The organism is Streptomyces sp. NPDC058335 (genome assembly GCF_042723915.1).
Lineage (GTDB): Bacteria > Actinomycetota > Actinomycetes > Streptomycetales > Streptomycetaceae > Streptomyces.
Genome location: NZ_JBHXHX010000013.1, coordinates 133,186 through 155,910, shown reverse-complemented (window position 1 = coordinate 155,910; position 22,725 = coordinate 133,186). Strand labels below are relative to the sequence as shown.

At 70.6% G+C, this 22,725-nt stretch carries 23 protein-coding genes; 7 read left to right on the top strand and 16 right to left on the bottom strand.

The features are described 5' to 3' along the window. Window positions 1-69 precede the first annotated feature (69 nt). Entirely contained in the window at window positions 70-738 is a 669-nt protein-coding gene (locus tag ACFWJX_RS25530) for a potassium channel family protein (protein ID WP_383247441.1), read from the top strand. Continuing rightward, complete coding sequence (locus tag ACFWJX_RS25525) at window positions 738-1,406, top strand: TrkA family potassium uptake protein (RefSeq protein WP_073492326.1); 669 nt, start codon at window positions 738-740, stop codon at window positions 1,404-1,406. Before ACFWJX_RS25530 ends, ACFWJX_RS25525 begins: the two co-directional genes overlap by 1 nt. Before the next feature lie 142 nt (window positions 1,407-1,548). Here the strand turns inward: ACFWJX_RS25525 and ACFWJX_RS25520 are convergent, their stop codons facing one another. The 8 genes from ACFWJX_RS25520 to ACFWJX_RS25485 all read right to left on the bottom strand — a co-directional run bounded on the left by ACFWJX_RS25520 (window position 1,549) and on the right by ACFWJX_RS25485 (window position 9,658). After that, the gene (locus ACFWJX_RS25520; protein ID WP_383247438.1) at window positions 1,549-2,316 is read right to left on the bottom strand and encodes a DUF3159 domain-containing protein; all 768 of its coding nucleotides are present in this window, start codon (window positions 2,314-2,316) and stop codon (window positions 1,549-1,551) included. Between the two features lie 3 nt (window positions 2,317-2,319). Then, window positions 2,320-2,718, bottom strand: a complete 399-nt coding sequence (locus tag ACFWJX_RS25515; protein WP_383247435.1) for an OB-fold nucleic acid binding domain-containing protein — start codon at window positions 2,716-2,718, stop codon at window positions 2,320-2,322. Window positions 2,719-2,821: 103 nt separating this feature from the next. Further along, entirely contained in the window at window positions 2,822-3,535 is a 714-nt protein-coding gene (locus tag ACFWJX_RS25510) for a response regulator (protein WP_383247432.1), read from the bottom strand. Beyond that, window positions 3,532-6,126, bottom strand: a complete 2,595-nt coding sequence (locus tag ACFWJX_RS25505) for an ATP-binding protein (RefSeq protein WP_383247430.1) — start codon at window positions 6,124-6,126, stop codon at window positions 3,532-3,534. The genes ACFWJX_RS25510 and ACFWJX_RS25505 overlap by 4 nt, the downstream gene beginning before the upstream one ends. Before the next feature lie 278 nt (window positions 6,127-6,404). Continuing rightward, window positions 6,405-7,583 (bottom strand): alginate lyase family protein, encoded by a 1,179-nt coding sequence (locus ACFWJX_RS25500; protein ID WP_383247426.1) that lies wholly within the window; start codon window positions 7,581-7,583, stop codon window positions 6,405-6,407. Window positions 7,584-7,750: 167 nt separating this feature from the next. After that, entirely contained in the window at window positions 7,751-8,524 is a 774-nt protein-coding gene (locus ACFWJX_RS25495) for a DUF3710 domain-containing protein (protein WP_383247424.1), read from the bottom strand. 1 nt (window position 8,525) lies between these two features. Further along, on the bottom strand, window positions 8,526-9,077 hold the full coding sequence (dut, locus tag ACFWJX_RS25490; protein WP_383247421.1) for a dUTP diphosphatase: 552 nt from the start codon (window positions 9,075-9,077) through the stop codon (window positions 8,526-8,528). Continuing rightward, on the bottom strand, window positions 9,074-9,658 hold the full coding sequence (locus ACFWJX_RS25485) for a PaaI family thioesterase (protein WP_383247417.1): 585 nt from the start codon (window positions 9,656-9,658) through the stop codon (window positions 9,074-9,076). The genes dut and ACFWJX_RS25485 overlap by 4 nt, the downstream gene beginning before the upstream one ends. 112 nt (window positions 9,659-9,770) lie before the next feature. Between ACFWJX_RS25485 and ACFWJX_RS25480 the strand changes: the two genes are divergently transcribed. Next, the gene (locus ACFWJX_RS25480) at window positions 9,771-10,235 is read left to right on the top strand and encodes a DUF3093 domain-containing protein (RefSeq protein ID WP_383247414.1); all 465 of its coding nucleotides are present in this window, start codon (window positions 9,771-9,773) and stop codon (window positions 10,233-10,235) included. Window positions 10,236-10,308: 73 nt separating this feature from the next. On the opposite strand, the gene ACFWJX_RS25475 is transcribed toward ACFWJX_RS25480, so the two are convergent. The 4 genes from ACFWJX_RS25475 to ACFWJX_RS25460 form a co-directional block, all read right to left on the bottom strand. Next, window positions 10,309-11,247, bottom strand: a complete 939-nt coding sequence (locus ACFWJX_RS25475) for a hypothetical protein (protein ID WP_383247411.1) — start codon at window positions 11,245-11,247, stop codon at window positions 10,309-10,311. Window positions 11,248-11,260: 13 nt separating this feature from the next. After that, window positions 11,261-11,557, bottom strand: coding sequence for a DUF4193 domain-containing protein (locus ACFWJX_RS25470; RefSeq protein WP_003993510.1), 297 nt, complete (start codon window positions 11,555-11,557; stop codon window positions 11,261-11,263). Window positions 11,558-11,952: 395 nt separating this feature from the next. Next, entirely contained in the window at window positions 11,953-13,185 is a 1,233-nt protein-coding gene (locus ACFWJX_RS25465) for a sensor histidine kinase (protein ID WP_383247407.1), read from the bottom strand. A gap of 4 nt (window positions 13,186-13,189) precedes the next feature. Continuing rightward, window positions 13,190-13,843 (bottom strand): response regulator transcription factor, encoded by a 654-nt coding sequence (locus tag ACFWJX_RS25460; protein ID WP_356254900.1) that lies wholly within the window; start codon window positions 13,841-13,843, stop codon window positions 13,190-13,192. Between the two features lie 415 nt (window positions 13,844-14,258). Here ACFWJX_RS25460 and ACFWJX_RS25455 point away from each other — a divergent pair, with 415 nt between their 5' ends. After that, window positions 14,259-14,435, top strand: a complete 177-nt coding sequence (locus ACFWJX_RS25455) for a hypothetical protein (RefSeq protein ID WP_383247405.1) — start codon at window positions 14,259-14,261, stop codon at window positions 14,433-14,435. 109 nt (window positions 14,436-14,544) lie between these two features. On the opposite strand, the gene ACFWJX_RS25450 is transcribed toward ACFWJX_RS25455, so the two are convergent. Continuing rightward, window positions 14,545-15,360 (bottom strand): inositol monophosphatase family protein, encoded by an 816-nt coding sequence (locus ACFWJX_RS25450; RefSeq protein WP_383247402.1) that lies wholly within the window; start codon window positions 15,358-15,360, stop codon window positions 14,545-14,547. An 8-nt stretch (window positions 15,361-15,368) separates the two neighbouring features. Beyond that, complete coding sequence (locus tag ACFWJX_RS25445) at window positions 15,369-16,496, bottom strand: ferrochelatase (RefSeq protein WP_383247399.1); 1,128 nt, start codon at window positions 16,494-16,496, stop codon at window positions 15,369-15,371. A gap of 247 nt (window positions 16,497-16,743) precedes the next feature. Here ACFWJX_RS25445 and ACFWJX_RS25440 point away from each other — a divergent pair, with 247 nt between their 5' ends. Both ACFWJX_RS25440 and ACFWJX_RS25435 read left to right on the top strand, forming a co-directional pair. After that, window positions 16,744-17,982 (top strand): MFS transporter, encoded by a 1,239-nt coding sequence (locus tag ACFWJX_RS25440; protein ID WP_383247396.1) that lies wholly within the window; start codon window positions 16,744-16,746, stop codon window positions 17,980-17,982. Further along, a complete protein-coding gene (locus tag ACFWJX_RS25435) occupies window positions 17,942-19,261 on the top strand; it encodes a D-arabinono-1,4-lactone oxidase (protein ID WP_383247394.1) in 1,320 nt (439 codons plus the stop codon). The genes ACFWJX_RS25440 and ACFWJX_RS25435 overlap by 41 nt, the downstream gene beginning before the upstream one ends. On the opposite strand, the gene ACFWJX_RS25430 is transcribed toward ACFWJX_RS25435, so the two are convergent. Beyond that, window positions 19,185-19,982, bottom strand: coding sequence for a hypothetical protein (locus tag ACFWJX_RS25430; protein ID WP_383247391.1), 798 nt, complete (start codon window positions 19,980-19,982; stop codon window positions 19,185-19,187). The two genes, ACFWJX_RS25435 and ACFWJX_RS25430, sit on opposite strands and share 77 nt — an antisense overlap. 489 nt (window positions 19,983-20,471) lie before the next feature. On the opposite strand from ACFWJX_RS25430, the gene sepH reads away from it, so the two are divergent. Beyond that, complete coding sequence (sepH, locus tag ACFWJX_RS25425; RefSeq protein WP_383247388.1) at window positions 20,472-21,503, top strand: septation protein SepH; 1,032 nt, start codon at window positions 20,472-20,474, stop codon at window positions 21,501-21,503. 157 nt (window positions 21,504-21,660) lie between these two features. Here the strand turns inward: sepH and ACFWJX_RS25420 are convergent, their stop codons facing one another. Further along, window positions 21,661-22,512: a sulfurtransferase gene (locus ACFWJX_RS25420; protein ID WP_383247385.1), complete on the bottom strand. Its 852-nt coding sequence runs from the start codon at window positions 22,510-22,512 to the stop codon at window positions 21,661-21,663. Window positions 22,513-22,725 lie beyond the last annotated feature (213 nt).

Below are 22,725 nucleotides of genomic sequence, written 5' to 3'. Positions count from 1 at the left end.
GTAGCTTGGTCGGCGGTCTGAGACCCTGTTACAGCCAAGTCAGCAACATTTGACCTCGGAAGGACGGTCGTGCACATCGTCATCATGGGCTGCGGCAGAGTGGGTTCCGCTCTCGCCCAGACCCTGGAGCAGCAGGGGCATACGGTCGCCGTGATCGACCAGGACCCCACCGCCTTCCGACGTCTTGGCTCCTCGTTCGGCGGCCGCCGGGTCACCGGGGTCGGCTTCGACCAGGACACCCTGCGCGAAGCGGGCATCGAGGAGGCCGGGGCCTTCGCCGCCGTCTCCAGCGGCGACAACTCGAACATCATCGCCGCCCGCGTGGCCCGCGAGATGTTCGGCATAGAGAACGTCGCCGCCCGCATCTACGACCCCCGTCGCGCCGAGGTCTACCAGCGTCTGGGCATCCCGACGGTGGCCACGGTCCGCTGGACGGCCGACCAGATGCTGCGCCGACTGCTTCCCTCGGGTTCCGAGCCGCTGTGGCGCGATCCCACCGGTGGCGTCCAGCTGGCCGAGGTACACGCCTCCGCCTCCTGGGTCGGACACAAGATCAGCAGGCTCCAGGAGGAGACGGGCGTGCGCGTCGCGTTCCTCACCCGCCTCGGCGAGGCGATCCTGCCCAGCTCGCAGACGGTTCTGCAGGAGGGCGACCTGGTGCACGTCATGATGCGCGCCGACGACGTGGAGAAGGTCGAAGCCTCGTTCGCCGAGGGCCCGAAGGAGGACGGTCACTGATGAGGGTCGCCATTGCCGGAGCCGGCGCAGTCGGCCGCTCGATCGCGGGCGAGCTGCTGGAGAACGGCCACGAGATCCTGCTGATCGACAAGGCGCCGACCGCCATCTCGGTCGAGCGTGTCCCGCAGGCGGAGTGGCTGCTGGCCGACGCCTGCGAGATCACCTCCCTCGACGAGGCGGCCCTCCAGCGCTGCAACGTCGTGATCGCCGCCACGGGCGACGACAAGGTCAACCTGGTCGTGTCCCTGCTCGCGAAGACGGAGTACGGCGTTCCGCGCGTCGTCGCCCGGGTGAACAACCCGAAGAACGAGTGGCTGTTCAACGAGTCCTGGGGCGTGGACGTCGCCGTCTCCACCCCGCGCCTGATGTCGGCCCTGGTGGAGGAGGCGGTGAGCGTCGGCGACCTGGTCCGTCTGCTCCGCTTCAGCCACGGCGACGCCAACCTCGTCGAACTGACGCTCCCCGAGGAGTCGGCCCTCGCCGGCACCCAGGTAGGCGATGTGGAGTGGCCCGAGGACACCTCCCTGGTCACCATCATCCGCGGCACCCGAGTCCTCACCCCGTCCCGAGAGGACTCGCTGGAAGCAGGCGACGAACTCCTGTTCGTGGCCGCCCAGGCCCGAGAAGAACAGCTGGAGGACCTACTGTCGGTACGCCGCGAGGACTGACTGATTCCTCAGTCTGTCCGGCGTTGAGGACAAGGCCCGTTGAGGGGCGAAGCGGGGGTCTGCGGGCGGCAGCCCTCAGGGACGGCTCCCGGGGACGGGGAAGGGGGCGGCGGGGGCGGGGGCGAGAAACCCCCGCCGAAACCTACCCGTCCCGCCGGTGCCGCGGACCGGCGTCCGCAGACTCCGTGCCCGCAGCACCCTTCACCTCCGCGGCCTTCGGCTCCGCGGCCTTCTCCTCCGCCTCCATCTCGGCGAAGACGTCAATCGGCGCAGGCGCCTTCGCCAGGAACACCCACGTAAGCCACACGGCCAGCAGGAACGGCGGGATCTTCAGCGCGATCAGCACCCACCCGAGCTGAGTGGTGTCGGCCCACCAGTACAGCGGAAAGAGAATCGCGCACTTGGCGAGCAGAATCAGCCCCCAGGCATAGCTGGCCTTCGCATACGCCTTCTTGCGGCCGGGATTCCGGGTCCGCCAGGAGAGGTTCTCCTTGAACACCGGCCCGAGGATCAGCCCGAGCAGCGGCACCCCGCACAGGGTCGTGATGATGTACGCCAGCGACAGCCCCAGCGTGTAGAGCATGCCGGGCAGGTAGAAGTCCTTCGCGTTGCCCGTCATCATCGCGAACACGACACCGAAGGCGACACCGAAGACACCGCTGAAGGCGTGCTTCACGGTGTCCTTCATGGCCAGGCGGACCACGACCAGGACCAACGACACCGCCAGCGCGGCGATCGCCGACATGTGCAGGTCTTTGTTGATCGTGTAGATCGTGACGAAAAGCAGGCCGGGCACCACCGTCTCGACCATGCCCCGCACTCCGCCGAACGCCTCGAACAGCGCGGCTTCCGTCACCGCCCGGGCTTCGTCCTGCTGAGTGTCTTCGGTCGGCTTGTCGAGCGACGTCACCGGCTACTCCCTACCAAGGGGTCTCAGTTCGTACTTGGGGTTGAACAGCACCCGGCGGCCCCGGCTCAGCGAGATCCGGCCCGATGCTATGAGCTTGCGCCCCGGCTCTATGCCCACGATGGAGCGTCTGCCCAGCCACACCACGTCCAGCGCGGCGGAGCCGTCGAACAGCTCGGCCTCCAGGGCCGGGACTCCGGCCCGCGGCCGCAGGGTGACCGTGCGCAAGGTACCAGTAACCGTCACGACCTGCCGGTCCTGGCAGTCTCCGATCCGCGTGCAGCCCGCGGTCTCGGCGTCCTCACGCAGCTCCTCGGACTCCAGGTCCTCCTGCGAGGAGGAGAGCCGATCGAGCATGCGCCGGAACCGGCCGACAGGCTTCTCGGAACGAGGAACAGCACTCATACCTGAAGCGTACCGGGAGGCCCCTCCGGGCCCGAACCCGCGTGCCGACGCCCACATGCCCACCTCCTCACGGCTCCAGCCCCGCTGTGGCTCCGCTCGTGGCTCACTTCTCGAATCGATACCCCATCCCCGGCTCCGTGATGAAGTGCCGCGGATGCGACGGATCGGCCTCCAGCTTTCTGCGCAGCTGCGCCATGTACACCCGCAGGTAGTTCGTCTCCGTCCCGTACGAAGGCCCCCACACCTCCTGGAGCAGCTGCTTCTGGCCGACCAGGCGGCCGGTGTTGCGCACCAGCACCTCCAGCAGATGCCACTCGGTGGGCGTGAGCCGTACGTCCTTGCCGTCTCTGTTGACCTTCTTGGCGCCCAGGTCGACCGTGAACCCGACGGTCTCGACCAGGGCCTCGCCCTCTCCCCCACCCCCGGGTTCGGCCCGGCGGACGGCGGCCCGCAGCCGGGCGAGCAGTTCGTCCATGCCGAAGGGCTTGGTGACGTAGTCGTCGGCGCCCGCGTCGAGCGCCTCGACCTTCTCGTCCGAGGAGTGCCGGGCGGACAGCACCAGGATCGGCACCCGGGTCCAGCCGCGCAGGCCCTTGATCACTTCGACGCCGTCCATGTCGGGCAGCCCCAGGTCCAGCACGATCACGTCCGGGTGGCGGGCGGCGGCGAGCCGGAGGGCGGTGGCCCCGTCGTGGGCCGCGTCGACCTCGTACCTACGGGCCTGGAGGTTGATCACGAGGGCGCGCACGATCTGCGGTTCGTCATCGATCACGAGCACCCTCGTGGGGTTCTGCGGGGTCCCCCCGGTCGAGCTCATGAAGCCTGCCTTTCGGGTTGTACGGGGTGTTCTCGCGGGCCGTCGGCGGTGGGGGGCGCGAGGCCGGTGGACGGACCCGGCCGAGCCGCGCCCCGGTCCTCGGCCGCACGCACGGTGAGCACCATGGTCAGTCCCCCGCCCGGTGTGTCCTCGGCGTCGAGCGTCCCGCCCATCGCCTCGGCGAAGCCACGCGCGACCGCGAGGCCCAGGCCAACCCCGGCTCCCCGGGGAGCGTCACCGTACCGCTGGAAGGGCTCGAAGATCCGCTCCTTGGCCTCGTCCGGCACGCCCGGCCCACGGTCCACGACCCGGACCTCGACCCGGCCGGCGAGGGCACTGGCCGAGACGAGCACGGGGGCGCCGTCCGGGCTGTACTTCACCGCGTTCTCCACCAGGTTGGCGACCGACCGCTCCAGCAGTCCGGCGTCCACGGCGACCATCGGCAGCGTCTCCGGGATGTCCAGCGTCACGCTGTCCGCCGGAACCCCGCCGAGCGCCATCGGTACCACCTCGTCAAGGTCGGTCTCCCGAATGATCAGCGTGACCGTACCGGTCTGGAGGCGGGACATGTCCAGGAGGTTCCCGACCAGGTGGTCGAGCCGGTCGGCGCCGTCCTCGATGCCTTCGAGCAGTTCCGCCCGGTCCTCCTCGGACCAGGCCACGTCGTCGGATCTGAGACTCGACACCGCCGCCTTGATCCCGGCCAGCGGAGTGCGCAGGTCATGACTGACGGCGGCGAGCAGTGCCGTACGTATCCGGTTGCCCTCGGCGAGCGTGCGGGCCTGGTCGGCCTCCTCCTGAAGACGCCGCCGGTCCAGCACGACGACCGCCTGCGCGGCGAAAGCTGCCAGCACCCGCCGGTCCTCCGCGGGCAGCACCCGCCCGGTGAGCGCCAGTGCCAGACGGTCCCCGACGGGCACGTCCACATCGGCGTCCTCCGGCCGCTCGACGGGCCGCCCCGCGCCGACCCGGCCCACGCAGGACCACGACGCCAGGTGGTCCCCGCGCTCCAGCAGGGCCGCCGACTCCATGCCGAAGGTCTCCCGGACCCGCTCCAGCAGCGCCTCCAGGCTGGTCTCACCGCGCAGCACATTGCCCGCCAGGTAGGAGAGGATCTCCGACTCCGCCCGGAGTCTGGCCGCCTGGTGGGTGCGCCGGGCGGCGAGGTCGACCACCGACGCCACGGACACTGCGACCCCGACGAAGATCACGATGGCCACGATGTTCTTCGGGTCGGCGACGGTCCAGCGGTGCAAGGGCGCGGTCGAGAAGTAGTTCAGCAGCAGGGAGCCGAGAGCCGCCGAGGCCAGCGCCGGCAGCAGGCCGCCGAGCAGCGCCGCCGCCACCGTCACGGTGAGAAGCAGCAGCATGTCGTTGGCGAGGCCGAGGTGGACGGTGCCGAGCAGCACCGTCATCAGCGGTGGGCCGGCCAGCCCGACCGCCCAGCCCCAGATGATCCGGGTCCGTCCGAGCCGCGCGCCCCGGGCCACCGGCAGGCCCCGCCCCTTGGCCGCCCCCTCATGCGTGACGATGTGCAGGTCGAGGTCGGGTCCCGACGCGCGCGCCACCGTCGCACCGACGCCGGGCCCGAAGACGTACTGCCAGGCCTTGCGGCGCGAGGAGCCGAGGACGATCTGTGTGGCGTTGGCGCCCCGGGCGAAGTCGAGGAGGGCGGCCGGAATGTCGTCGCCGACGACATGGTGGAAGGTGCCGCCGAGGTCCTCCACGAGCGTGCGCTGCACCGCGAGTTCCTTGGGCGAGGCGGAGGTCAGGCCGTCTGCGCCCGCGATGTAGACGGCAAGGACTTCCCCGCCGGCGCCCTTCTCCGCGAGCCGCGCGGCTCTCCGGATCAGCGTCCGGCCCTCCGGGCCGCCGGTCAGCCCGACCACGATCCGCTCCCGCGAACCCCAGATCGCCGACACCTGGTGCTCGCTGCGGTACTGCTTCAGGTGCTCGTCGACCCGGTCGGCCACCCACAGCAGGGCCAGCTCCCGCAGGGCGGTGAGGTTGCCCGGCCGGAAGTGGTGGGACAGGGCCGCGTCGATCTTGTCCGGTGCGTAGATGTTGCCGTGCGCCATGCGGCGGCGCAGGGCCTGCGGCGACATGTCGACCAGTTCGATCTGGTCGGCCCGGCGTACGAACTCGTCCGGGACCGTCTCCTGCTGCCGCACCCCCGTGATCGACTCCACGACGTCGCCCAGGGATTCCAGATGCTGGATGTTCACCGTGGAGATCACGTCGATGCCCGCGGCGAGCAGTTCCTCCACGTCCTGCCAGCGCTTGGCGTTGCGCGAGCCCGGGACGTTGGTGTGGGCCAGCTCGTCCACCAGGGCGACCTGGGGGCGGCGGGCGAGCACCGCGTCCACGTCCATCTCGGTGAAGGCGGCACCCCGGTGCTCCAGCTGCCGTCGGGGGATCTCCTCCAGGCCGTGCAGCAGCGCCGCCGTACGCGGCCGGTCGTAGTGCTCGACGAACGCCACGACGCAGTCCGTGCCCCGCTCCACGCGCCGATGGGCCTCGGACAGCATCGCGTACGTCTTGCCCACGCCCGGTGCCGCGCCGAGGTGGATCCGAAGCTTGCCGCGTGCCATGGCCTCATTGTCTTCCGCTGACTCCTGCCTGCGCAGCGTCGACCCTACGGCCGACGACACGGACAAAGGGAGCGAGAGGGAGGGCGCGGGACTCCTTTGACGCAACCCTGACGCGGCGGACACCCCGCAGATCGACCCGGTCATTCGCCCTCCCCGCGCTCCCTCGTCGCTTCCCCCTCACCACTGCATCGGACGGGACCCCCCGATCGGTTCACGTCGGAGGGTCCCGATTTCGCCCGCCGTGCGCATGCCGTCTCCGACACCCTGCGGCGCCTCTCTCACACCGTGCTGTCCCCGTGCGTGAGCGTCTCCCAGGCGACGAAGAGGTTGTTGCTGCCCGCCGGGCGGTTCTGCAGGGTCAGCGTCTGGGTGTTCGTCATCGCGATGCCGAGCCGGTTGTGCAGCGCGTTGTAGCCGACCTCGGTGACCGGGCCGAGGCCCAGCTTCAGGGAGCCGCCGCACAGCCAGCTCGGTGCGGCCGTGCCGAGCTGGTACTTGGCGTGGAGGCCGAGGGCGTGCCGCAGCCGTTCGCCGACGTCGGTGCCGTACAGGTCCTGGCCCTGGATCCGGCTGGTCTCGGCGATGTGCGCGATCGCCGAGATGCCGTACCCGGTGTGGGTGAAGTCGCGGCAGGTCTCCTGGCTGAGGCCGTTGACGAAGGTGGACTGGCCCTGCCAGTAGGCGACGATCTTCGCCCGGGTGTCGAGGTTCTGGCTCGGCACGGTCCTCGGCAGATCGCCGTCGGACGCGAGGTAGACGTAGGCGGCGGTGCGGGTCCTGAACTTCGCCATGGCCTTGTCGTAGGACGCCTTGTCCTCCAGGAAGACGGAGATGCCGACGGCGGCCTCCATCATCGACAGTTCCCAGTTGCCGTTGGAATTCGAGCCGTTGATGACCTCGGGGAGGTAGACGTCGCGCAGCATCCCGGCGAAGCGTCCGGAGTTGGCCCAGGTGCCGGAGTACGTGTACTTGATGATCTCGGCAGCCTTGGGCCAGGACGAGCCCGCCCAGCCGGTCTGGAGGGGCGCGTTGCTGTTGGTGTGGTCCTTGATCACCCCGGACCAGGCGTCCATCAGCTCGATCGCCTTCTTCGCGTGACGCTCGTCGCGCGTGACGTACCAGGCCAGGGCCTGGGTGTAGGCGGCGATCGCGTCCTCGCGCTCGTCCGTGCAGCCGTTGTTGGGGTTGGAGTACGAGCCGCACTCGACGATCGCGCGCGGCTTGGGGACGCGGCCCAGGTCGGCGTACTTGCTCGCGAGCATCCGGTCGTACGCCCCCTTCCAGGGCTGGGCACCGGCATTGACCTGCCGGCGGGCGAAGTCCAGCTGGGCGCCGGAGACGGTCACACCGGGGTGGGAGAAGGCGGCCGGGGCGGCCTCGGCGCGAGTGGCGGCGGGTGAGGCGAGGGTGCCCAGGAGGAGGGCGGCGACGGTCAGGAGGAATGCGGGTCTACGCACAGCGACTCCGTTCTCATATGTGAACAAGGAGCGCCCTTATGAACTGGGCGTTGAGCGGAGACCGTAGGTACAGACCAATGCGCCGTCAAGGGTGCGCGCACGCCGAAAGGGCCGCACCCCCGGGAGGGATGCGGCCCTTTTCTGTGGCTGCCTGCCGAGTGTCTCCGCTAGCGGACTTCCGTGATCTCGGGTCCGCGCTGCAACTGACCCATGCCGCCGGAGAAGCGGGAACCCGCGTCCTCCTGCTGAACGGTCTCGGGAACCATCTGAGCGTCGTTGGGCAGCTTCAGGACGATCGGGTCGCGGGGCGCCATCGGGCCCTCACCGCGGACCACGACCGTGTCCCGGAAGATCTGCTCCAGCAGACCCGCGGCCTGCGGCTGCACCGCGCCCTGACCCGAGATCACCCCCCGCAGGAACCAGCGGGGACCGTCCACGCCGACGAACCGCACGACATGGAACCCGCTCGTGCCGTCCGGCAGCTGCACCGGCACCTGGGCCCGCAGCTCCCAGCCCAGCGGGCCCTCGACCTCGTCGATGATGCCGCCCTGCTGGGTGATGCCGGAGCCGATCTCCTCGCGCACCTCACCCCAGATGCCCTCCCGCTTGGGAGCGGCGAAGGCCTGGAGCTGGATGGCGCTGTCGCGCAGCACGACGGTGGCCGCGACGATCGCGTCACCGGCGACCTCCACCCGCAGCTCCATGCCGTCGACTCCTGGCACGAAAAGGCCGCCCAGGTCCACGCGGCCCTCTGCGGGGTCGCGCACCTCCGAGCTGTCCCAGGGTCCGTCGGGCCGCGGCTCCGGCTCCAGCCGTACGCGCTCGCGTCCGCCTTCTGCCTCGTCCGCCTCGTCCGCCTCAGTGTCGACACTGTCGACGACCTGCTCGGCCTCGCCGGCCGCGTCCTCGGCGGCACCCTTCTTCTTGCGACGTCCGAACACGTCACTGTCCTTCCCGGTCGGATACGACCGAAGCGTATCGATTCCCACCCGTCGCGCCGCCCACGGCGGCTTGACCGTTTGTGCCGCTTCCGCCGTCCACGGCGGCGTGGCCACCGGTGGACCCGAAGCCCCCCTCGGCCCGCACCGAATCGGGAAGCTCCGCGACCTCCTGGAAGCGGACCTTCTCGACCTGCTGGACAACCAGTTGGGCAATCCGGTCGAAGCGCTCGAACCGCACGGACTCGCGCGGGTCGAGATTCACCACGATCACCTTGATCTCCCCACGGTACCCGGCATCAACCGTCCCCGGGGCATTCACGAGGGCGACGCCGCATCGGGCGGCCAGCCCGGACCGGGGGTGCACGAAGGCCGCGTACCCCTCAGGCAGTGCGATGGACACCCCTGTGGGCAGTACGGCCCGCTCCCCCGGCGCCAGTTCACGGCTCTCGGTGGTCCGCAGATCGGCCCCCGCGTCACCGGGATGCGCGTACGTCGGGAGCGGTACGTCAGGGTCCACGCGCCGGATCAGCACGGGCACGGGCTCACGGCTCACGGGTTCACCTCGAAGGCGCGGGTGCGGCGGGCCTGATCCGGGTCGCTCATCGCAGCGTCGATCTCCGCCTGGCGGCCGTGCTCGACGAAGTGCTTCACGTCGACCTCGATGAAGAGGGCGTCCGCGCGGACGGCGACGGGCCCCTCGGGGCCGCCGATCCGGCCGGTGGCGGTGGAGTAGATCTTCCGTCCGGCCACGGCGGTCACCTCGGCGTCGAGATACAGCGTCGTACCGACGGGCACGGGCTGCGCGAAGTCGGTCTCCAGCCGTCCGGTCACGGCGATCGTGCGCAGCAGCCAGTTCAGCGAACCGAGCGTCTCGTCGAGTGCGGTGGCCAGGACCCCGCCGTGCGCCAGGCCGGGCGCCCCCTGGTGGGCGGGCTGCACGGTGAACTCCGCGGTGACGGTCACTCCCTCGCCGGCCCGCGCCTCCAGGTGCAGCCCGTGCGACTGCCCGCCGCCACACCCGAAACAGTGTTCGTAGTGCGCGCCGAGAAGCTCACCGGGCGCGGGCGCATCGGGGTGCCGAGCCGGTTTCACGGCGCCGGCCGGAGGCTGAAGGGCTGCGGAAGTACCACTCACAGCCGCAGACCTTACCCGCCCGCCAGTGGCCCACCCGCACCCCGACCGGCAGCGCTGTGCGCGGGCCACCCTGACCCGGGCACGGCCCGGACACCGTGCCAAGCTTGGTTCCATGCAGCTCTCCGCCACCCCGTACGACGAACGCCTCACCGCCCCCCGCTCCTGGTGGTTCATCTCGTTCCTCGTGGGCGTCGCCTTCGCCCTGATCCTGCTGCCCTTCGGCACCCTGCCGTTGCTCGGCGGCCTGGCCGGCGGCACCGCGGTCGCCGCGGTCGCCGCCAGTTCCTACGGCTCGATGCGCATCCGCGTGGTGGGCGACTCCCTGATCGCGGGCGAGGCGAAGATCCCCGTCGCGGCGCTGGGTGAGGCAGAGGTGCTGGACGCGGAGGAAGCGCGGGCCTGGCGCACGTACAAGGCGGACACCCGAGCGTTCCTGCTGCTGCGCGCCTACATCCCCACCGCGCTGCGCGTGGAGGTCACCGACCCGGCCGATCCGACGCCCTACCTGTACCTGTCGACTCGTGAACCGCAGCGGCTGGCCGAGGCGCTGCGAGCGGCACGGGAAACCGCGGCGTAGGCGAGCCTCGCGGGACACGTCGGGCGACCGCGGCGCAGGCAAAGCTTTCGCCTCCGCCGCGCAAAGACTTCGCTCAGCCCCCGAGTTCCCGGGGATCGTCCCGGAGCGGCAGCGGGTTCTCCGGCTTCTCCAGAGGCGGCAGCTCGGGCAGCGCCTCCCAGGGCACCTGCATCTTGCGCAGGTCCGCCCGGACCTTGACGGCCAGTTTCTTGGTGTCCCGGCGGTTCATGAGCGCGCCCACGGCAGCACCCACCAGGAAGGGCATCAAATTCGGCAGGTCGCGGACCATGCGCTTCATGATCTGCTGCCGCAGCTCGCGCTTCATCTGGCCGCCCAGCGCGGAGTTGAACGAGGCGGGCTTCAGTACGTCCACGCCACGTTCGCCCGACCATGAGCGCAGATAGGCGCTGCTGCGTTCGACGAGGTTCCCGGCGGGGCGTACACCGTAGACCTCATGCAGTTCGGCGATCAGTTTCAGCTCGATCGCCGCCACGCCGCTGATCTCCGCGGCGATCTCGGCCGGCATCGCCGGCGGTACGGGCAGCATGGCCGCCGCGCCGACGCCCGCGCCCACGGTGGAGGTGGCCTTCGCCGCGCCCGCCACGAGCTTGTCGGCGAGCTGCTCCGGCCCGAGTCCGGGGAACTGCCGGCGGAGCGTCCGAAGATCCCGTACGGGGATCCGCGGGGCCATGTCGATGATCCGGTCGGCGAGGTGGGCGAGGCCCGCCCTGGCGCGGCTGCCGCCCCTGCGGGCGCCTTCCTTGGCCAGGTCCACCGCCTTGTGGCGGATCGCCGCGGCCCGTCGCCTGGCGACGGGCGCGGCGCCCTGAGCCGGCGCCGGGAGGTCACCCCGGTCGCCCGCCGCTTCGAGCGAGGCCGATCCCGCAGGGACAACTCCCTTGCCGGATGAGCCTCGCTCGTCGTCACGCACGCCGTGAGGGCCGTCGGACGGCCCCTTGTCCGCTCCCGACAGGAGGAAGCGGCGCTTCCGAGGAGGGGTCGAGCCAGTCACGGCCGACCCGCCCTCAGTCGCAGTCGCGGCAGATCGGCTGGCCGTTCTTCTCGCGGGCCAGCTGGCTGCGGTGGTGCACCAGGAAGCAGCTCATGCAAGTGAACTCGTCCTGCTGCTTGGGCAGAACCCGGACAGCCAACTCCTCATTGGAGAGGTCTGCGCCGGGCAGCTCCAGGCCTTCTGCGGCCTCGAACTCGTCGACATCGACTGCGGAGGCGGACTTGTCGTTCCGCCGGGCCTTCAGTTCTTCAAGGCTGTCGGAGTCAACGTCGTCGTCGGTCTTGCGTGGGGTGTCGTAGTCGGTTGCCATTTCGCCTCTCCCCCTCTGGGTATCTGCGGTGTCTCCAGCGCACGTAACGCGTGAGAGGCCGGACTTGTGCCCGCCTCGAGGCGGAGATTTTGCCTCACATCAAGGTCTGTTACTCAATCGACACCCAACCGGACTCCTCAAGAGTGATCGGCTTGGATGGCGATCGGGACCGTACACGGTCCGAATGCCGCACTTCAAAAGCGCCCCACCGTGTACTTCCCGTGATCAGGACCCCGGAAAACCCGGAGTTTCCGGGCTTCCTGGCAGCATTCATGATCACGGAGAGTAGATGGCCGGAAATTCGCCCCTGTGATCGATCACACACGGGAAAGCCCGATCAAGGCTTAAAAAATTCCGCGTAAAGCGAACAAGCCCATGTGCGTCGCGACATGATCTCAGAGCGGCAGGCTGACTCGCATCACGAGCCCTCCTCCCTCGCGCGGCTGAGCCGCGATATGGCCGCCGTGCGCCCTTGCCACGGAGCGCGCGATCGACAGGCCGAGCCCGACGCCCTTGTCACTGCCCGTACGCTCCGTGCGCAACCGCCGGAAGGGCTCGAAAAGATTGTCGATCTCGTAAGCGGGGACCACCGGGCCCGTATTGGACACGACGAGGACCGCCTGGCCGTGCAGGACCTCGGTGGTCACCTCGACCCATCCGTCCTCGGGGACGTTGTAGCGCACGGCGTTCTGCACCAGGTTAAGCGCGATCCGCTCCAGCAGGACGCCATTGCCCTGCACGACCGCGGAATCCCGCTTCCCGCGGATCTTCACGCCCTTCGCCTCCGCCTCGCCGTGCACCTGGTCGATGGCCTGCCCGGCGACCTCCGCCAGGTCGACCGGCTTGCGCTCGACGATCTGGTTGTCGCTGCGGGCGAGCAGCAGCAGGCCCTCCACGAGCTGCTCGCTGCGCTCGTTGGTGGCCAGTAGCGTCTTGCCGAGCTGCTGGAGTTCCACCGGCGCGTTCGGGTCGGAGAGGTGCACCTCGAGGAGCGTGCGGTTGATGGCCAGCGGCGTTCTCAGCTCGTGCGAGGCGTTGCCGACGAAACGCTGCTGGGCGGTGAAGGCACGCTGCAGCCGTTCCAGCATGTCGTCGAAGGTGTCGGCCAGTTCCTTCAGCTCGTCGTCCGGCCCGTCCAGCTCGATACGGCGGGACAGGTCCGAGCCCGCCACGGAGCGCGCGGTGCGCAGGATCCGGCCGAGCGGGGCGAGCACTCGGCCGGCCATGGCGTAGCCGAACGCGAACGCGATCACGGCGAGTCCGAGGAGGGCCAGCAGCGAGCGGCTGAGCAGGTCGTCCAGGGCGTGCTGGCGCTGCTGGTTGGCGCACTCGTTCATCGCGCGGTTGAGCTCGCTGGCGGTCGGCTCGTTGGGGAAGTTGCAGATGTCGCTGGCGACCTGCCCGGCGAGGATCTTGAACGGCAGCTCACTGCCCACGTTCAGCGCGTTCGCCGCCAGCAGGTAGATGATCGACAGCAGCAGGATGCCGGCGATCAGGAACATCCCGCCGTACAGCAGCGTGAGCCGTATCCGGATGGTCGGGCGCAGCCAGGGGAACGGGGCCTGCGGCCTCCTGGGGTCCCAGGTGGGCTTGGGAGGCGCCTGGGGAGGCGCTGGAGTCGTGGCCACGGGCTCAGATCCGGTAGCCGGAACCGGGGACGGTGACGATCACCGGCGGTTCGCCGAGCTTGCGGCGCAGGGTCATGACGGTCACGCGCACGACGTTGGTGAACGGGTCGGTGTTCTCGTCCCAGGCCTTCTCCAGGAGCTGCTCGGCGGAGACGACAGCGCCCTCGCTGCGCATCAGCACCTCCAGGACGGCGAACTCCTTCGGGGCGAGCTGCACCTCCTTGCCGTCGCGGAAGACCTCGCGTCGATTGGGGTCGAGCTTGATGCCGGCACGCTCCAGGACGGGCGGCAGCGGCAGGCTGGTGCGTCGGCCCAGGGCACGCACGCGGGCGATCAGCTCGCTGAAGGCGAAGGGCTTCGGGAGATAGTCGTCGGCGCCGATCTCCAGGCCCTCGACGCGGTCGCTGACGTCGCCGGACGCCGTGAGCATCAGCACACGGGTGGGCATGCCCAGCTCGACGATCCTCCGGCAGACGTCGTCGCCGTGCACGAGCGGGAGGTCACGGTCGAGGACGACCACGTCGTAGTCGTTCACGCCGATGCGCTCCAGGGCTGCCGCACCGTCGTACACGACGTCGACGGCCATGGCCTCCCGGCGCAGTCCGGTGGCCACCGCATCGGCGAGCAGTTGCTCGTCCTCGACGACGAGTACGCGCACGTCGCTTGTCCTTCCTGTGTCCACCCGCGTAGCGCTCTGTGGACGCACGCGGGCAGGGGCTTGGTGAGTGTGTGCTTCCATCCTGCCCTTTTCGGCCATAAGTCGGAGGTAAGGCGGGTGGGAGGGCCTTGAAGGACAGGTGTGAAGCCTGGGAATGCCAGATTTTCTCGTCGGGTTGAGGTTTCTGCGGAAGGGAGCGGGGGGAGGACGGCTTTACACCCCGCGATCACGCTCTGCATGTGCCGTAGCACCATGCGGCACTCCGCGATCCGCTTGCCGCAGAGTGGGCGTGGGTGTCCGGCACCGTCGCCGCCCGGCTGGGCAGCGCTGGGCACCTATCGGAGACGTGATCGCCCCTTCCCAACCGGCACACCCCCGTGCCACAGACCCACGACCCAGGACGAGGGGGCGCAGCATGGACGCATTCACCGCAGGACTTCTGCAGCGCATAAGGGCGACCGAGTCCGACCTGACGCGGGCTCGCAACGAGGGCGACGACTTCCTTGTGGAGGTCGAGCAGGGCGAGCTCGACGACCTGCGCCGTCTCGCCGCCGAGCACGGTGTGCAGGTCGGTGTGACGACCACGGCCTGAGCAGGTCGTCCGTAGACGGAGGGGCCCCGGCGAATCCAGCGCCGGGGCCCTTTCGCGTGTCCGCGCCGGGCCCCTGGTCGGAAGCCCGGTCGAACGCGGTGTCGCGCGCTCAGTCGTGCCAGGCGCCGAAGTCCTCCAGGAGCCGCTGGAGGGGTTCGAAGACGCCGGGGGTACCGGCGATCGTCAGCTCCCGTGAGGGCCCCTCTCCGGGGCGGCCACCGGTCAGGGCGCCCGCCTCCCGGGCGATCAGGTCGCCCGCCGCGAGATCCCAGGGATGCAGACCGCGCTCGTAGTATCCGTCGAGGCGGCCGACGGCCACGTCGCACAGGTCGACGGCCGCGGAGCCGCTGCGCCGGATGTCACGCAGCAACGGGATCAGTCGCTGGGCGACGTCGGCCTGGTGGGCGCGGACCTCGGTGACGTAGTTGAAGCCGGTGGAGACCAGTGCCTGCTCGAGCGGTGCCGCCGGCCGGCAGGCGATGCTGCGCTCGCCCTCCCAGGCGCCGGTCGCCCACGCGCCGCCACCGCGCACCGCGCGGTACGTCTCACCGCGCATCGGGATCGCCACGACCCCGGCGACGGTCTCGCCGTCCCGTTCCGCGGCGATGGAGACCGCCCAGGTGGGCAGCCCGTAGAGGTAGTTCACGGTGCCGTCGAGGGGGTCGATCACCCAGCGGATGCCACTGCTGCCCTCGCTGGAGGCACCCTCCTCGCCGAGGAAACCGTCGTCGGAGCGGTGCTCGGAGATCAGGCCGGTGATCAGCTTCTCCGCCGCGATGTCCATCTCGGTGACGACGTCGATGGGGCTCGACTTGGTGGCGGCGACACCGAGGTCGGCCGGGCGGCCGTCCCGCAGCAGTTCGCCGGCCCGGCGGGCGGCTTCCCCGGCCAGTTCGAGCAGTTCGGTGTGCAGGGGGTCGGTCACGGCGCTCCTCACGCGTACGGACTGTCGGCGCCCGCGGCGGCGGGCCTCGGGGCGCGGGAGGGACAGCAGCCGACGGGGCAGAGGTTGTGGCTCGCACCGAGGGCGCCCAGGGCGCACGGGGTGACCGCCCGGCCGCTCTCGACGGCGGCGCGCTCCAGGACGAGTTCGCGGATCGCGGCGGCGAAGCGCGGATCGGCGCCGACGGTGGCCGAGCGGCGCACCGGCAGGCCCAGTTCCCCGGCCTTGGCCGTGGCCTCCGTGTCGAGGTCGTAGAGGACCTCCATGTGGTCGGAGACGAAGCCGATGGGGGCCATCACGACGGCCGGTGCCCCGGCGGCGTGCCGCTCCTCCAGGTGGTCGCAGATGTCGGGCTCCAGCCACGGGATGTGGGGGGCGCCGGAGCGGGACTGGTAGACGAGCTGCCAGGGACGGTCGACGCCGGTGCGCTCGCGGACGGCGTCGGCGACGACCCGGGCCACGTCCAGGTGCTCCGCCTCGTACGCGCCGCCGTCGCCGTGGTCCTCGACGGGGCCGGAGGTGTCCGCGGCGGCCGTCGGGATGGAGTGGGTCGTGAAGGCGATGTGGGCGCGGTCCCGGACCTCCTCGGGGAGGTCGGCGAGGGAGCGGAGCACGCCGTCGATCATGGGCTCCACGAAGCCCGGGTGGTTGAAGTAGTGCCGCAGCTTGTCGATCCTCGGCGGCTCCAGGCCCTCGGCCTCCAGCGCGGCCAGCGAGTCGGCGAGGTTCTCGCGGTACTGGCGGCAGCCCGAGTACGAGGCGTAGGCACTGGTGGCGAGGACGAGGACGCGGCGGCGGCCGTCGGCGACCATCTCGCGCAGGGTGTCCGTCAGGTAGGGGGCCCAGTTGCGGTTGCCCCAGTAGACCGGCAGGTCGAGCCCGTGGTCCGCGAAGTCCTTGCGCAGGGCGTCCAGCAGGGCGCGGTTCTGGTCGTTGATGGGGCTGACCCCGCCGAACAGGAAGTAGTGCTGCCCGACTTCCTTGAGGCGTTCCTTGGGGATGCCGCGCCCGCGCGTCACGTTCTCCAGGAACGGGACCACGTCGTCCGGGCCTTCCGGTCCGCCGAAGGAGAGCAGGAGCAGGGCGTCGTAGGGGGTGGCATCGAGCGCGTCTCGCATGTCTCGATCCTGCCACCCGGCACTGACAGCCCGGAAACGCCGGGTGGCGTGGCGGCGCGGCTCCCGCGCGCAGGGGCGCACGAGAGGTGCGTTAGGGTTGCCTAACTCGTAAGCTGTATCAGCTGCGGACGCGCCTTACCGGCCCCGCGGTACCCGTTGCATGTCTTACCGAGCCCCGCAGAGCCACCTCTTCCTCGCGCCGTGCCGAGCCGCCACGCACGCGTGACCGGACCCGACGGAGACTTCCGTGCCCAGCCCCTACCGCGCCCTGTTCGCCGCCCCAGGCTCCAGGGGTTTCTCCGCCGCGGGGTTCCTCGGCCGGATGCCGCTGTCGATGATGGGCATCGGCGTGGTCACGATGGTCTCCCAGCTCACCGGGCGCTACGGCCTCGCGGGCGCCCTCTCGGCGACCATCGCGCTGTCGGCGGCGGCGATCGGGCCGCAGATCTCGCGCATGGTGGACCGGCACGGACAGCGCAGGGTGCTGCGGCCCGCCACGCTGGTCGCGCTCGTCGCGTCGGCCGGGCTGCTGCTGGCCGCTCACTTCGAGTGGCCGGACTGGGTGCTGTTCGTCTGCGCCGCCGCGATCGGTTCGGTGCCTTCGCTCGGGGCGATGATCCGGGCCCGCTGGGCGGCCGTGTACCGGGGAACCCCGCAGCTGCACACCGCGTACTCCTTCGAGTCCGTGGTGGACGAGGTCTGCTTCATCTTCGGCCCGATCATCTCCATCGGTCTGTCCACGGCCTGGTTCCCCGAGGCCGGTCCGCTGCTGGCGGCCTGCTTCCTCGCGGTCGGCGTCTTCTGGCTGACCGCCCAGCGGGCCACCGAGCCCGAGCCCCATCCGCAGGAGCGGAAGGGCGGCGGTACTGCGATGCGCTCGCCCGGTCTGCAAGTACTGGTGGCGACGTTCGTGGCGACGGGGACGATCTTCGGGGCGGTCGACGTGGTCACCGTCGCCTTCGCCGACGAGCAGGGGCACAAGGCCGCAGCGAGCGTCGTCCTGGCCCTGTACGCGGCCGGTTCCTGCGTGGCGGGTCTGGCCTTCGGTCTGCTGCGCCCCCAAGGAGCCCCGGAGCGACGCTGGCTGCTGGGCGTGTTCATGATGGGCGTGAGTATGATCCCCCTCCTACTGGTCGGGAACTTGCCGTTTCTGGCCGTGGCGCTCTTCGTCGCGGGCCTCGCCATCGCTCCCACGATGATCACGACGATGTCCCTCATCGAAGAGCACGTACCACGCGCGCAGCTGACCGAGGGCATGACCTGGGTGAGTACCGGGCTCGCGGTCGGGGTCGCGCTGGGCTCCTCGATCGCCGGCTGGGTCATCGACTCGGCGGGCGCGCGGGCCGGGTACGGGGTTCCGGCGGTGTCCGGTGCCGTCGCGGTCGCGGTCGGTTTCCTCGGGTACCGCCGGCTCAGCAAGCCGGCGCCGGGTCGTGGAGGCACCGTTGAGCAGCACAGCGAGCGGCAAGAGCGGCACGTGGCGTAACTGGGGCGGCAATGTCGCCTCCCGCCCCGCGCGGGAGGTCACGCCCGCCTCCGTCGACGAACTGGCCGCGGCCGTGCGCCGGGCGGCCGAGGACGGACTGACGGTCAAGGCGGTCGGCACGGGCCACTCCTTCACGTCGATCGCCGCGACGGACGGTGTGTTGATACGCCCTCAACTGTTGACCGGCATCCGCAAGATCGACCGCGACACCATGACCGTCACGGTCGAGGCGGGCACCCCGCTCAAGAGACTCAACCTGGCGCTGGCGCGCGAGGGACTGTCGCTCACCAACATGGGCGACATCATGGAGCAGACCGTCTCCGGGGCCATCAGTACGGGCACCCACGGCACGGGCCGCGAGTCGGCCTCGATCGCCGCGCAGGTCAAGGGCCTGGAGCTGGTGACGGCGGACGGCTCGGTCCTGACCTGCTCGGAGAAGGAGAACCCGGAGGTCTTCGCGGCGGCCCGGATCGGTCTCGGCGCCCTCGGCATCGTCACCGCCATCACCTTCGCCGTGGAGCCGATCTTCCTGCTCACCGCGCGCGAGGAGCCGATGCCGCTCGACAAGGTCCTCGCCGACTTCGACGAGTTGTGGGCCGAGAACGAGCACTTCGAGTTCTACTGGTTCCCGCACACCGGCAGCACCAACACCAAGCGCAACAACCGCAGTGCGGGCCCGCGGAAGCCGGTGGGGCAGCTGGCCGGCTGGTTCGAGGACGAGTTCCTCTCCAACGGCGTCTTCCAGGCGGCCCAGTGGGTCGGCCGGGCGGTGCCCGCCACGATCCCGGCCATCGCCCAGGTGTCCAGCAAGGCGCTCTCCGCGCGCAACTACACGGACATCCCGTACAAGGTCTTCACATCACCGCGCCGGGTCCGGTTCGTGGAGATGGAGTACGCCGTGCCGCGCGAGGCGGTGACCGAGACGCTGCGCGAGCTGAAGGCCATGGTCGATCGCTCCCCCCTGCGGATCAGCTTCCCGGTGGAGGTGCGCACGGCACCGGCCGACGACATCACCCTGTCCACCGCGTCCGGTCGTGACAGCGCGTACATCGCCGTCCACGTGGTCAAGGGTGCGCCGTATCAGGGCTACTTCACCGCCGCCGAGCGCATCCTCACCGCCCACGAGGGCCGACCGCACTGGGGCAAGATCCACACGCGGGACGCGGAGTACTTCGCCGGGGTCTACCCGCGCTTCGGCGAGTTCACGGCGTTGCGGGATCGGCTGGATCCTGACCGGCGGTTCCAGAACGACTACTTGCGGAGGGTTCTGGGGCGGTAACGGCCCCGGTGGGCGTGGGGGTCGTCTCCCCGGTCCCTGTGTCCGGGCTCGCGCGCGGGCTCGGTGTGGCCTCGGGTGACGTCGTACCGCCGTCGTCGTCCTGCGAGGACTCCGCGGCCGTGCCGTCGGCGGAGGGGGTGGCGGCTCCGGTGGCCGCGGGGGGCTCCGAAGAGGTGGGTGCGGGGCCGGTGTCGCCGGTGGCCGGGGCGTCGTCCGGGTCGGAGCCGGCGCCCGAGGACGAGGTGGTGGTGCCGGAGAGGGCGTCACCGACGGTCGTACCGCCGTTGCCGCTGAAGCTGCCGCCGGAGGCCAGTTCGTACGCGGTGATGCCGCCCATGGTGACGCCGAAGACCAGGGCCGCCGCGGCGACCGGCCGTTTCCAGCTCCGCACGCGCGCGCGGTGGACCGTACCCGCGGAGTACTCGCCGGGTGCGAGGGCGCTCGCCTCCCTGGGCCGGGGAATCACGGCCGCTTCGCGGAACTGCTCCCCGGTGCGGCTGAAGAAGTGCTGGAAGACGGTGCCGCCGCAGGTGGCGACGACACTCACGACGCCCGCGCCGAGGATCGTGCCGTAGACACCGAAGTACGCGGCGAGCTTGGCGGCCACCACGGCGGCGACGGCGCTGCCCGCAACCTGAGGGACGCTCAGGTCGATGCGCTTCTTCCCCTTCGCCGCCGCTCGCGCACTCGACTCCTCATCGGCAACGGGCTGTTCACGCATTCCTGGACCTAGCCTGCCTTTCCCGTACTTGATCGACTTTTCCTACTTGATCAACCAACTGCACGAGAAAGGGACGTACGAACGAAACCGATAGTTCCGTTTCTGGCGATTCCGTGAAGTACGCCACGTGCAAGATCGGGGAAAGCGCTTGCCAAATCGCCAAGTCGCACCCCTTGCCAGAAGTTGGACGGCGAGCCGATCCACGCACGTGGCCCGAATGGAGTACTGTTGCGAGCCCTGGGTCCGGTCTCCCACCAGGGCGTCCGGAGCCTTGACGGACCGCCAGGAGGGGGCCGGTTGCACAGGGTTACGGAATTGGTCACTTAGCGTGGCGAATTGATAACCGTGCCATAACGGCGATCAAGGACCCTCGCGCGACACGCCGGGCAACTCGGCAAGGTTGTGGCAGGCTGCACCCGGGCAGGCCACACTCGACTAGCGGAAGCAGCGACGCACGTGACGTCGGCAGGCACCACCCGGGAGGTCCCCATGCCCGAACTGCGTGTCGTGGCCGTCTCGAATGACGGCACACGGCTGGTGCTGAAGGCTGCGGACAGCACGGAGTACACGCTTCCGATCGACGAGCGTCTGCGCGCCGCGGTCCGCGGCGACCGTCCCCGCCTCGGCCAGATCGAGATCGAGGTGGAGAGCCATCTCCGCCCCCGCGACATCCAGGCGCGTATACGTGCCGGCGCGACCGCGGAAGAAGTCGCGCAGATGGCAGGCATCCCCGTCGACCGCGTACGCCGCTTCGAAGGCCCCGTACTGGCCGAGCGCGCGTTCATGGCCGAGCGGGCCCGCAAGACCCCGGTCCGTCGGCCCGGAGAGAACGCCGGGCCACAGCTCGGCGAGTCCGTGCAGGAGCGGCTGACCCTGCGCGGTGCCGAGAAGGACACCGTCCAGTGGGACTCCTGGCGCCGTGACGACGGCACCTGGGAGGTCCTGCTCGTCTACCGGGTCGCGGGCGAGCCGCACTCGGCGAGCTGGACGTACGACCCGCCCCGGCGGCTCGTCCAGGCCGTCGACGACGAGGCGCGCTCGCTGATCGGCGAGTCCGACGACCTCGCCGCGCCGGAGCCCAGCTTCCCGTTCGTCCCGCGCATCGCCCGGCTGCCCCGCGACCGCACGATGGACCGCGCTCTCGACCGGCCGAGCCTGCCCGCACAGCCCTCCGAGCCTGTCGAGGAAACCACCGGCGAGCGCGAGCGGGACTCGCTGACCAGCCTGCTGGAGGCGGTACCGAGCTTCCGGGGCGACATGATCGTCCCGGAGATCCCGTCCGAGGAACCGGAGGAGCCCGCGGAGGAACCGGCCGCCGAGGAGCCCCCGGCGCCCGCCGCGTCCGCCGGTTCCGCATACGCGGACGTCCTCATGCCCCGCTCCGTGGGCAGCCATCGCGACCGTCTCATCGGTTCCACCGACCGCCAGGCCGAGGCCGACGGCGTCCGCCCCGGCCGCCGCGCCGCGGTGCCCAGCTGGGACGAGATCGTGTTCGGCACCCGGCGCAAGAAGCAGGAGTGACGGGAGCGGGCCGCCGTGGGGCAACCCGGCCCCGACATCCGCCGGTTCGCACAAGTCGGTTCGCATACAGGTTCATACGTGGGAGGGGCCGCACCTGCTCGGTGCGGCCCCTTTTCGTGTCCTGCACGACAGCGTTCCCCTGTCCTGCGCGGCAGAGTTACCGGGGGTCCGGGCCCACGGCGATCGGACGGGACGGGTCCGAGGACCACTCCGACCACGAACCGACGTACAGGGCCGCCGGAATTCCCGCCACCGCGAGCGCCAGCACCTCATGGGCGCCGGAGACACCGGAGCCGCAGTACACGCCCACCTCCGTGCCGTCGGACGCCCCCAGCGACGTGAAGCGGTCCCGCAGTTCCTCGGCGGGCAGGAAGCGGCCGCCCGGACCGACGTTGTCCGTCGTCGGCGCCGACACCGCCCCGGGGATGTGACCGCCTACCCGGTCGATCGGCTCCACCTCGCCCCGGAAACGCTCGCCCGCGCGCGCGTCGAACAACACGCCGGAGCGGGCCAGCGCCGCCGCCGCGTCCGCGTCGAGCAGCCCCGCCGCCCCCGGGCGCGGCTCGAAGTCGCCCTCCGCGGGCGCCGGGACGTCGACCGACAGTTCCCCTTGCCACGCCGTCAACCCGCCGTCGAGGACCCGCACATCCGGGTGACCCGTCCAGCACAGCAGCCACCACGCGCGGGCCGCCGCCCAGCCCTGTCCGCCGTCGTACACGACCACCGGCCGGGTGGCCGACACACCCGCCCGGCGCATCGCGGCGCCGAACTCCGCCAGGTCCGGCAGCGGGTGACGGCCGCCCGCGCCGGACGCCCCGGCCAGTTCCCGGTCCAGGTCGACGTACACGGCGCCCGGTACGTGGCCGGACGCGTAGGCGGCGCGGCCGTCGAACGGCGGCTCGCCGGTCGCCTTCGCCACGCTGAGCTGCCAGCGGACGTCCAGCACGACCGGCGGGTTCTCCCCCGCCAGGGCGCTCGCGAGTTCGGGTGCGGAGATGATGGCGTTCATGGCCCCATCCTCGCGCACGGGGTGGCCCCGCCGTCCAGGTCCGGCTACTCTGCTCGGCCGGACAGGCTCGATCACGTGGCGTACGGGATCGGGCACATGCTGTACAGCCGATCAACATCCTTCGGCAATCGCACAAAAACGGATGAGGAACCGCACACCGGGCACCCTCCCGACACGCCCGCCACGGTGCGGCGGCGCGCCCGTAGCGCGCGG

What these genes read in the sequence shown, in the direction of transcription:
- ACFWJX_RS25505 (WP_383247430.1), bottom strand. Translation starts at nt 6,126, where the DNA reads ATGGCACGCGGCAAGCTTCGGATCCACCTCGGCGCGGCACCGGGCGTG.
- ACFWJX_RS25430 (WP_383247391.1), bottom strand. Translation starts at nt 19,982, where the DNA reads ATGCGTGAACAGCCCGTTGCCGATGAGGAGTCGAGTGCGCGAGCGGCG.
- ACFWJX_RS25470 (WP_003993510.1), bottom strand. Translation starts at nt 11,557, where the DNA reads ATGGCAACCGACTACGACACCCCACGCAAGACCGACGACGACGTTGAC.
- ACFWJX_RS25515 (WP_383247435.1), bottom strand. Translation starts at nt 2,718, where the DNA reads ATGAGTGCTGTTCCTCGTTCCGAGAAGCCTGTCGGCCGGTTCCGGCGC.
- sepH (WP_383247388.1), top strand. Translation starts at nt 20,472, where the DNA reads ATGCCCGAACTGCGTGTCGTGGCCGTCTCGAATGACGGCACACGGCTG.
- ACFWJX_RS25455 (WP_383247405.1), top strand. Translation starts at nt 14,259, where the DNA reads ATGGACGCATTCACCGCAGGACTTCTGCAGCGCATAAGGGCGACCGAG.
- ACFWJX_RS25510 (WP_383247432.1), bottom strand. Translation starts at nt 3,535, where the DNA reads ATGAGCTCGACCGGGGGGACCCCGCAGAACCCCACGAGGGTGCTCGTG.
- ACFWJX_RS25420 (WP_383247385.1), bottom strand. Translation starts at nt 22,512, where the DNA reads ATGAACGCCATCATCTCCGCACCCGAACTCGCGAGCGCCCTGGCGGGG.
- ACFWJX_RS25525 (WP_073492326.1), top strand. Translation starts at nt 738, where the DNA reads ATGAGGGTCGCCATTGCCGGAGCCGGCGCAGTCGGCCGCTCGATCGCG.
- ACFWJX_RS25445 (WP_383247399.1), bottom strand. Translation starts at nt 16,496, where the DNA reads ATGCGAGACGCGCTCGATGCCACCCCCTACGACGCCCTGCTCCTGCTC.
- ACFWJX_RS25480 (WP_383247414.1), top strand. Translation starts at nt 9,771, where the DNA reads ATGCAGCTCTCCGCCACCCCGTACGACGAACGCCTCACCGCCCCCCGC.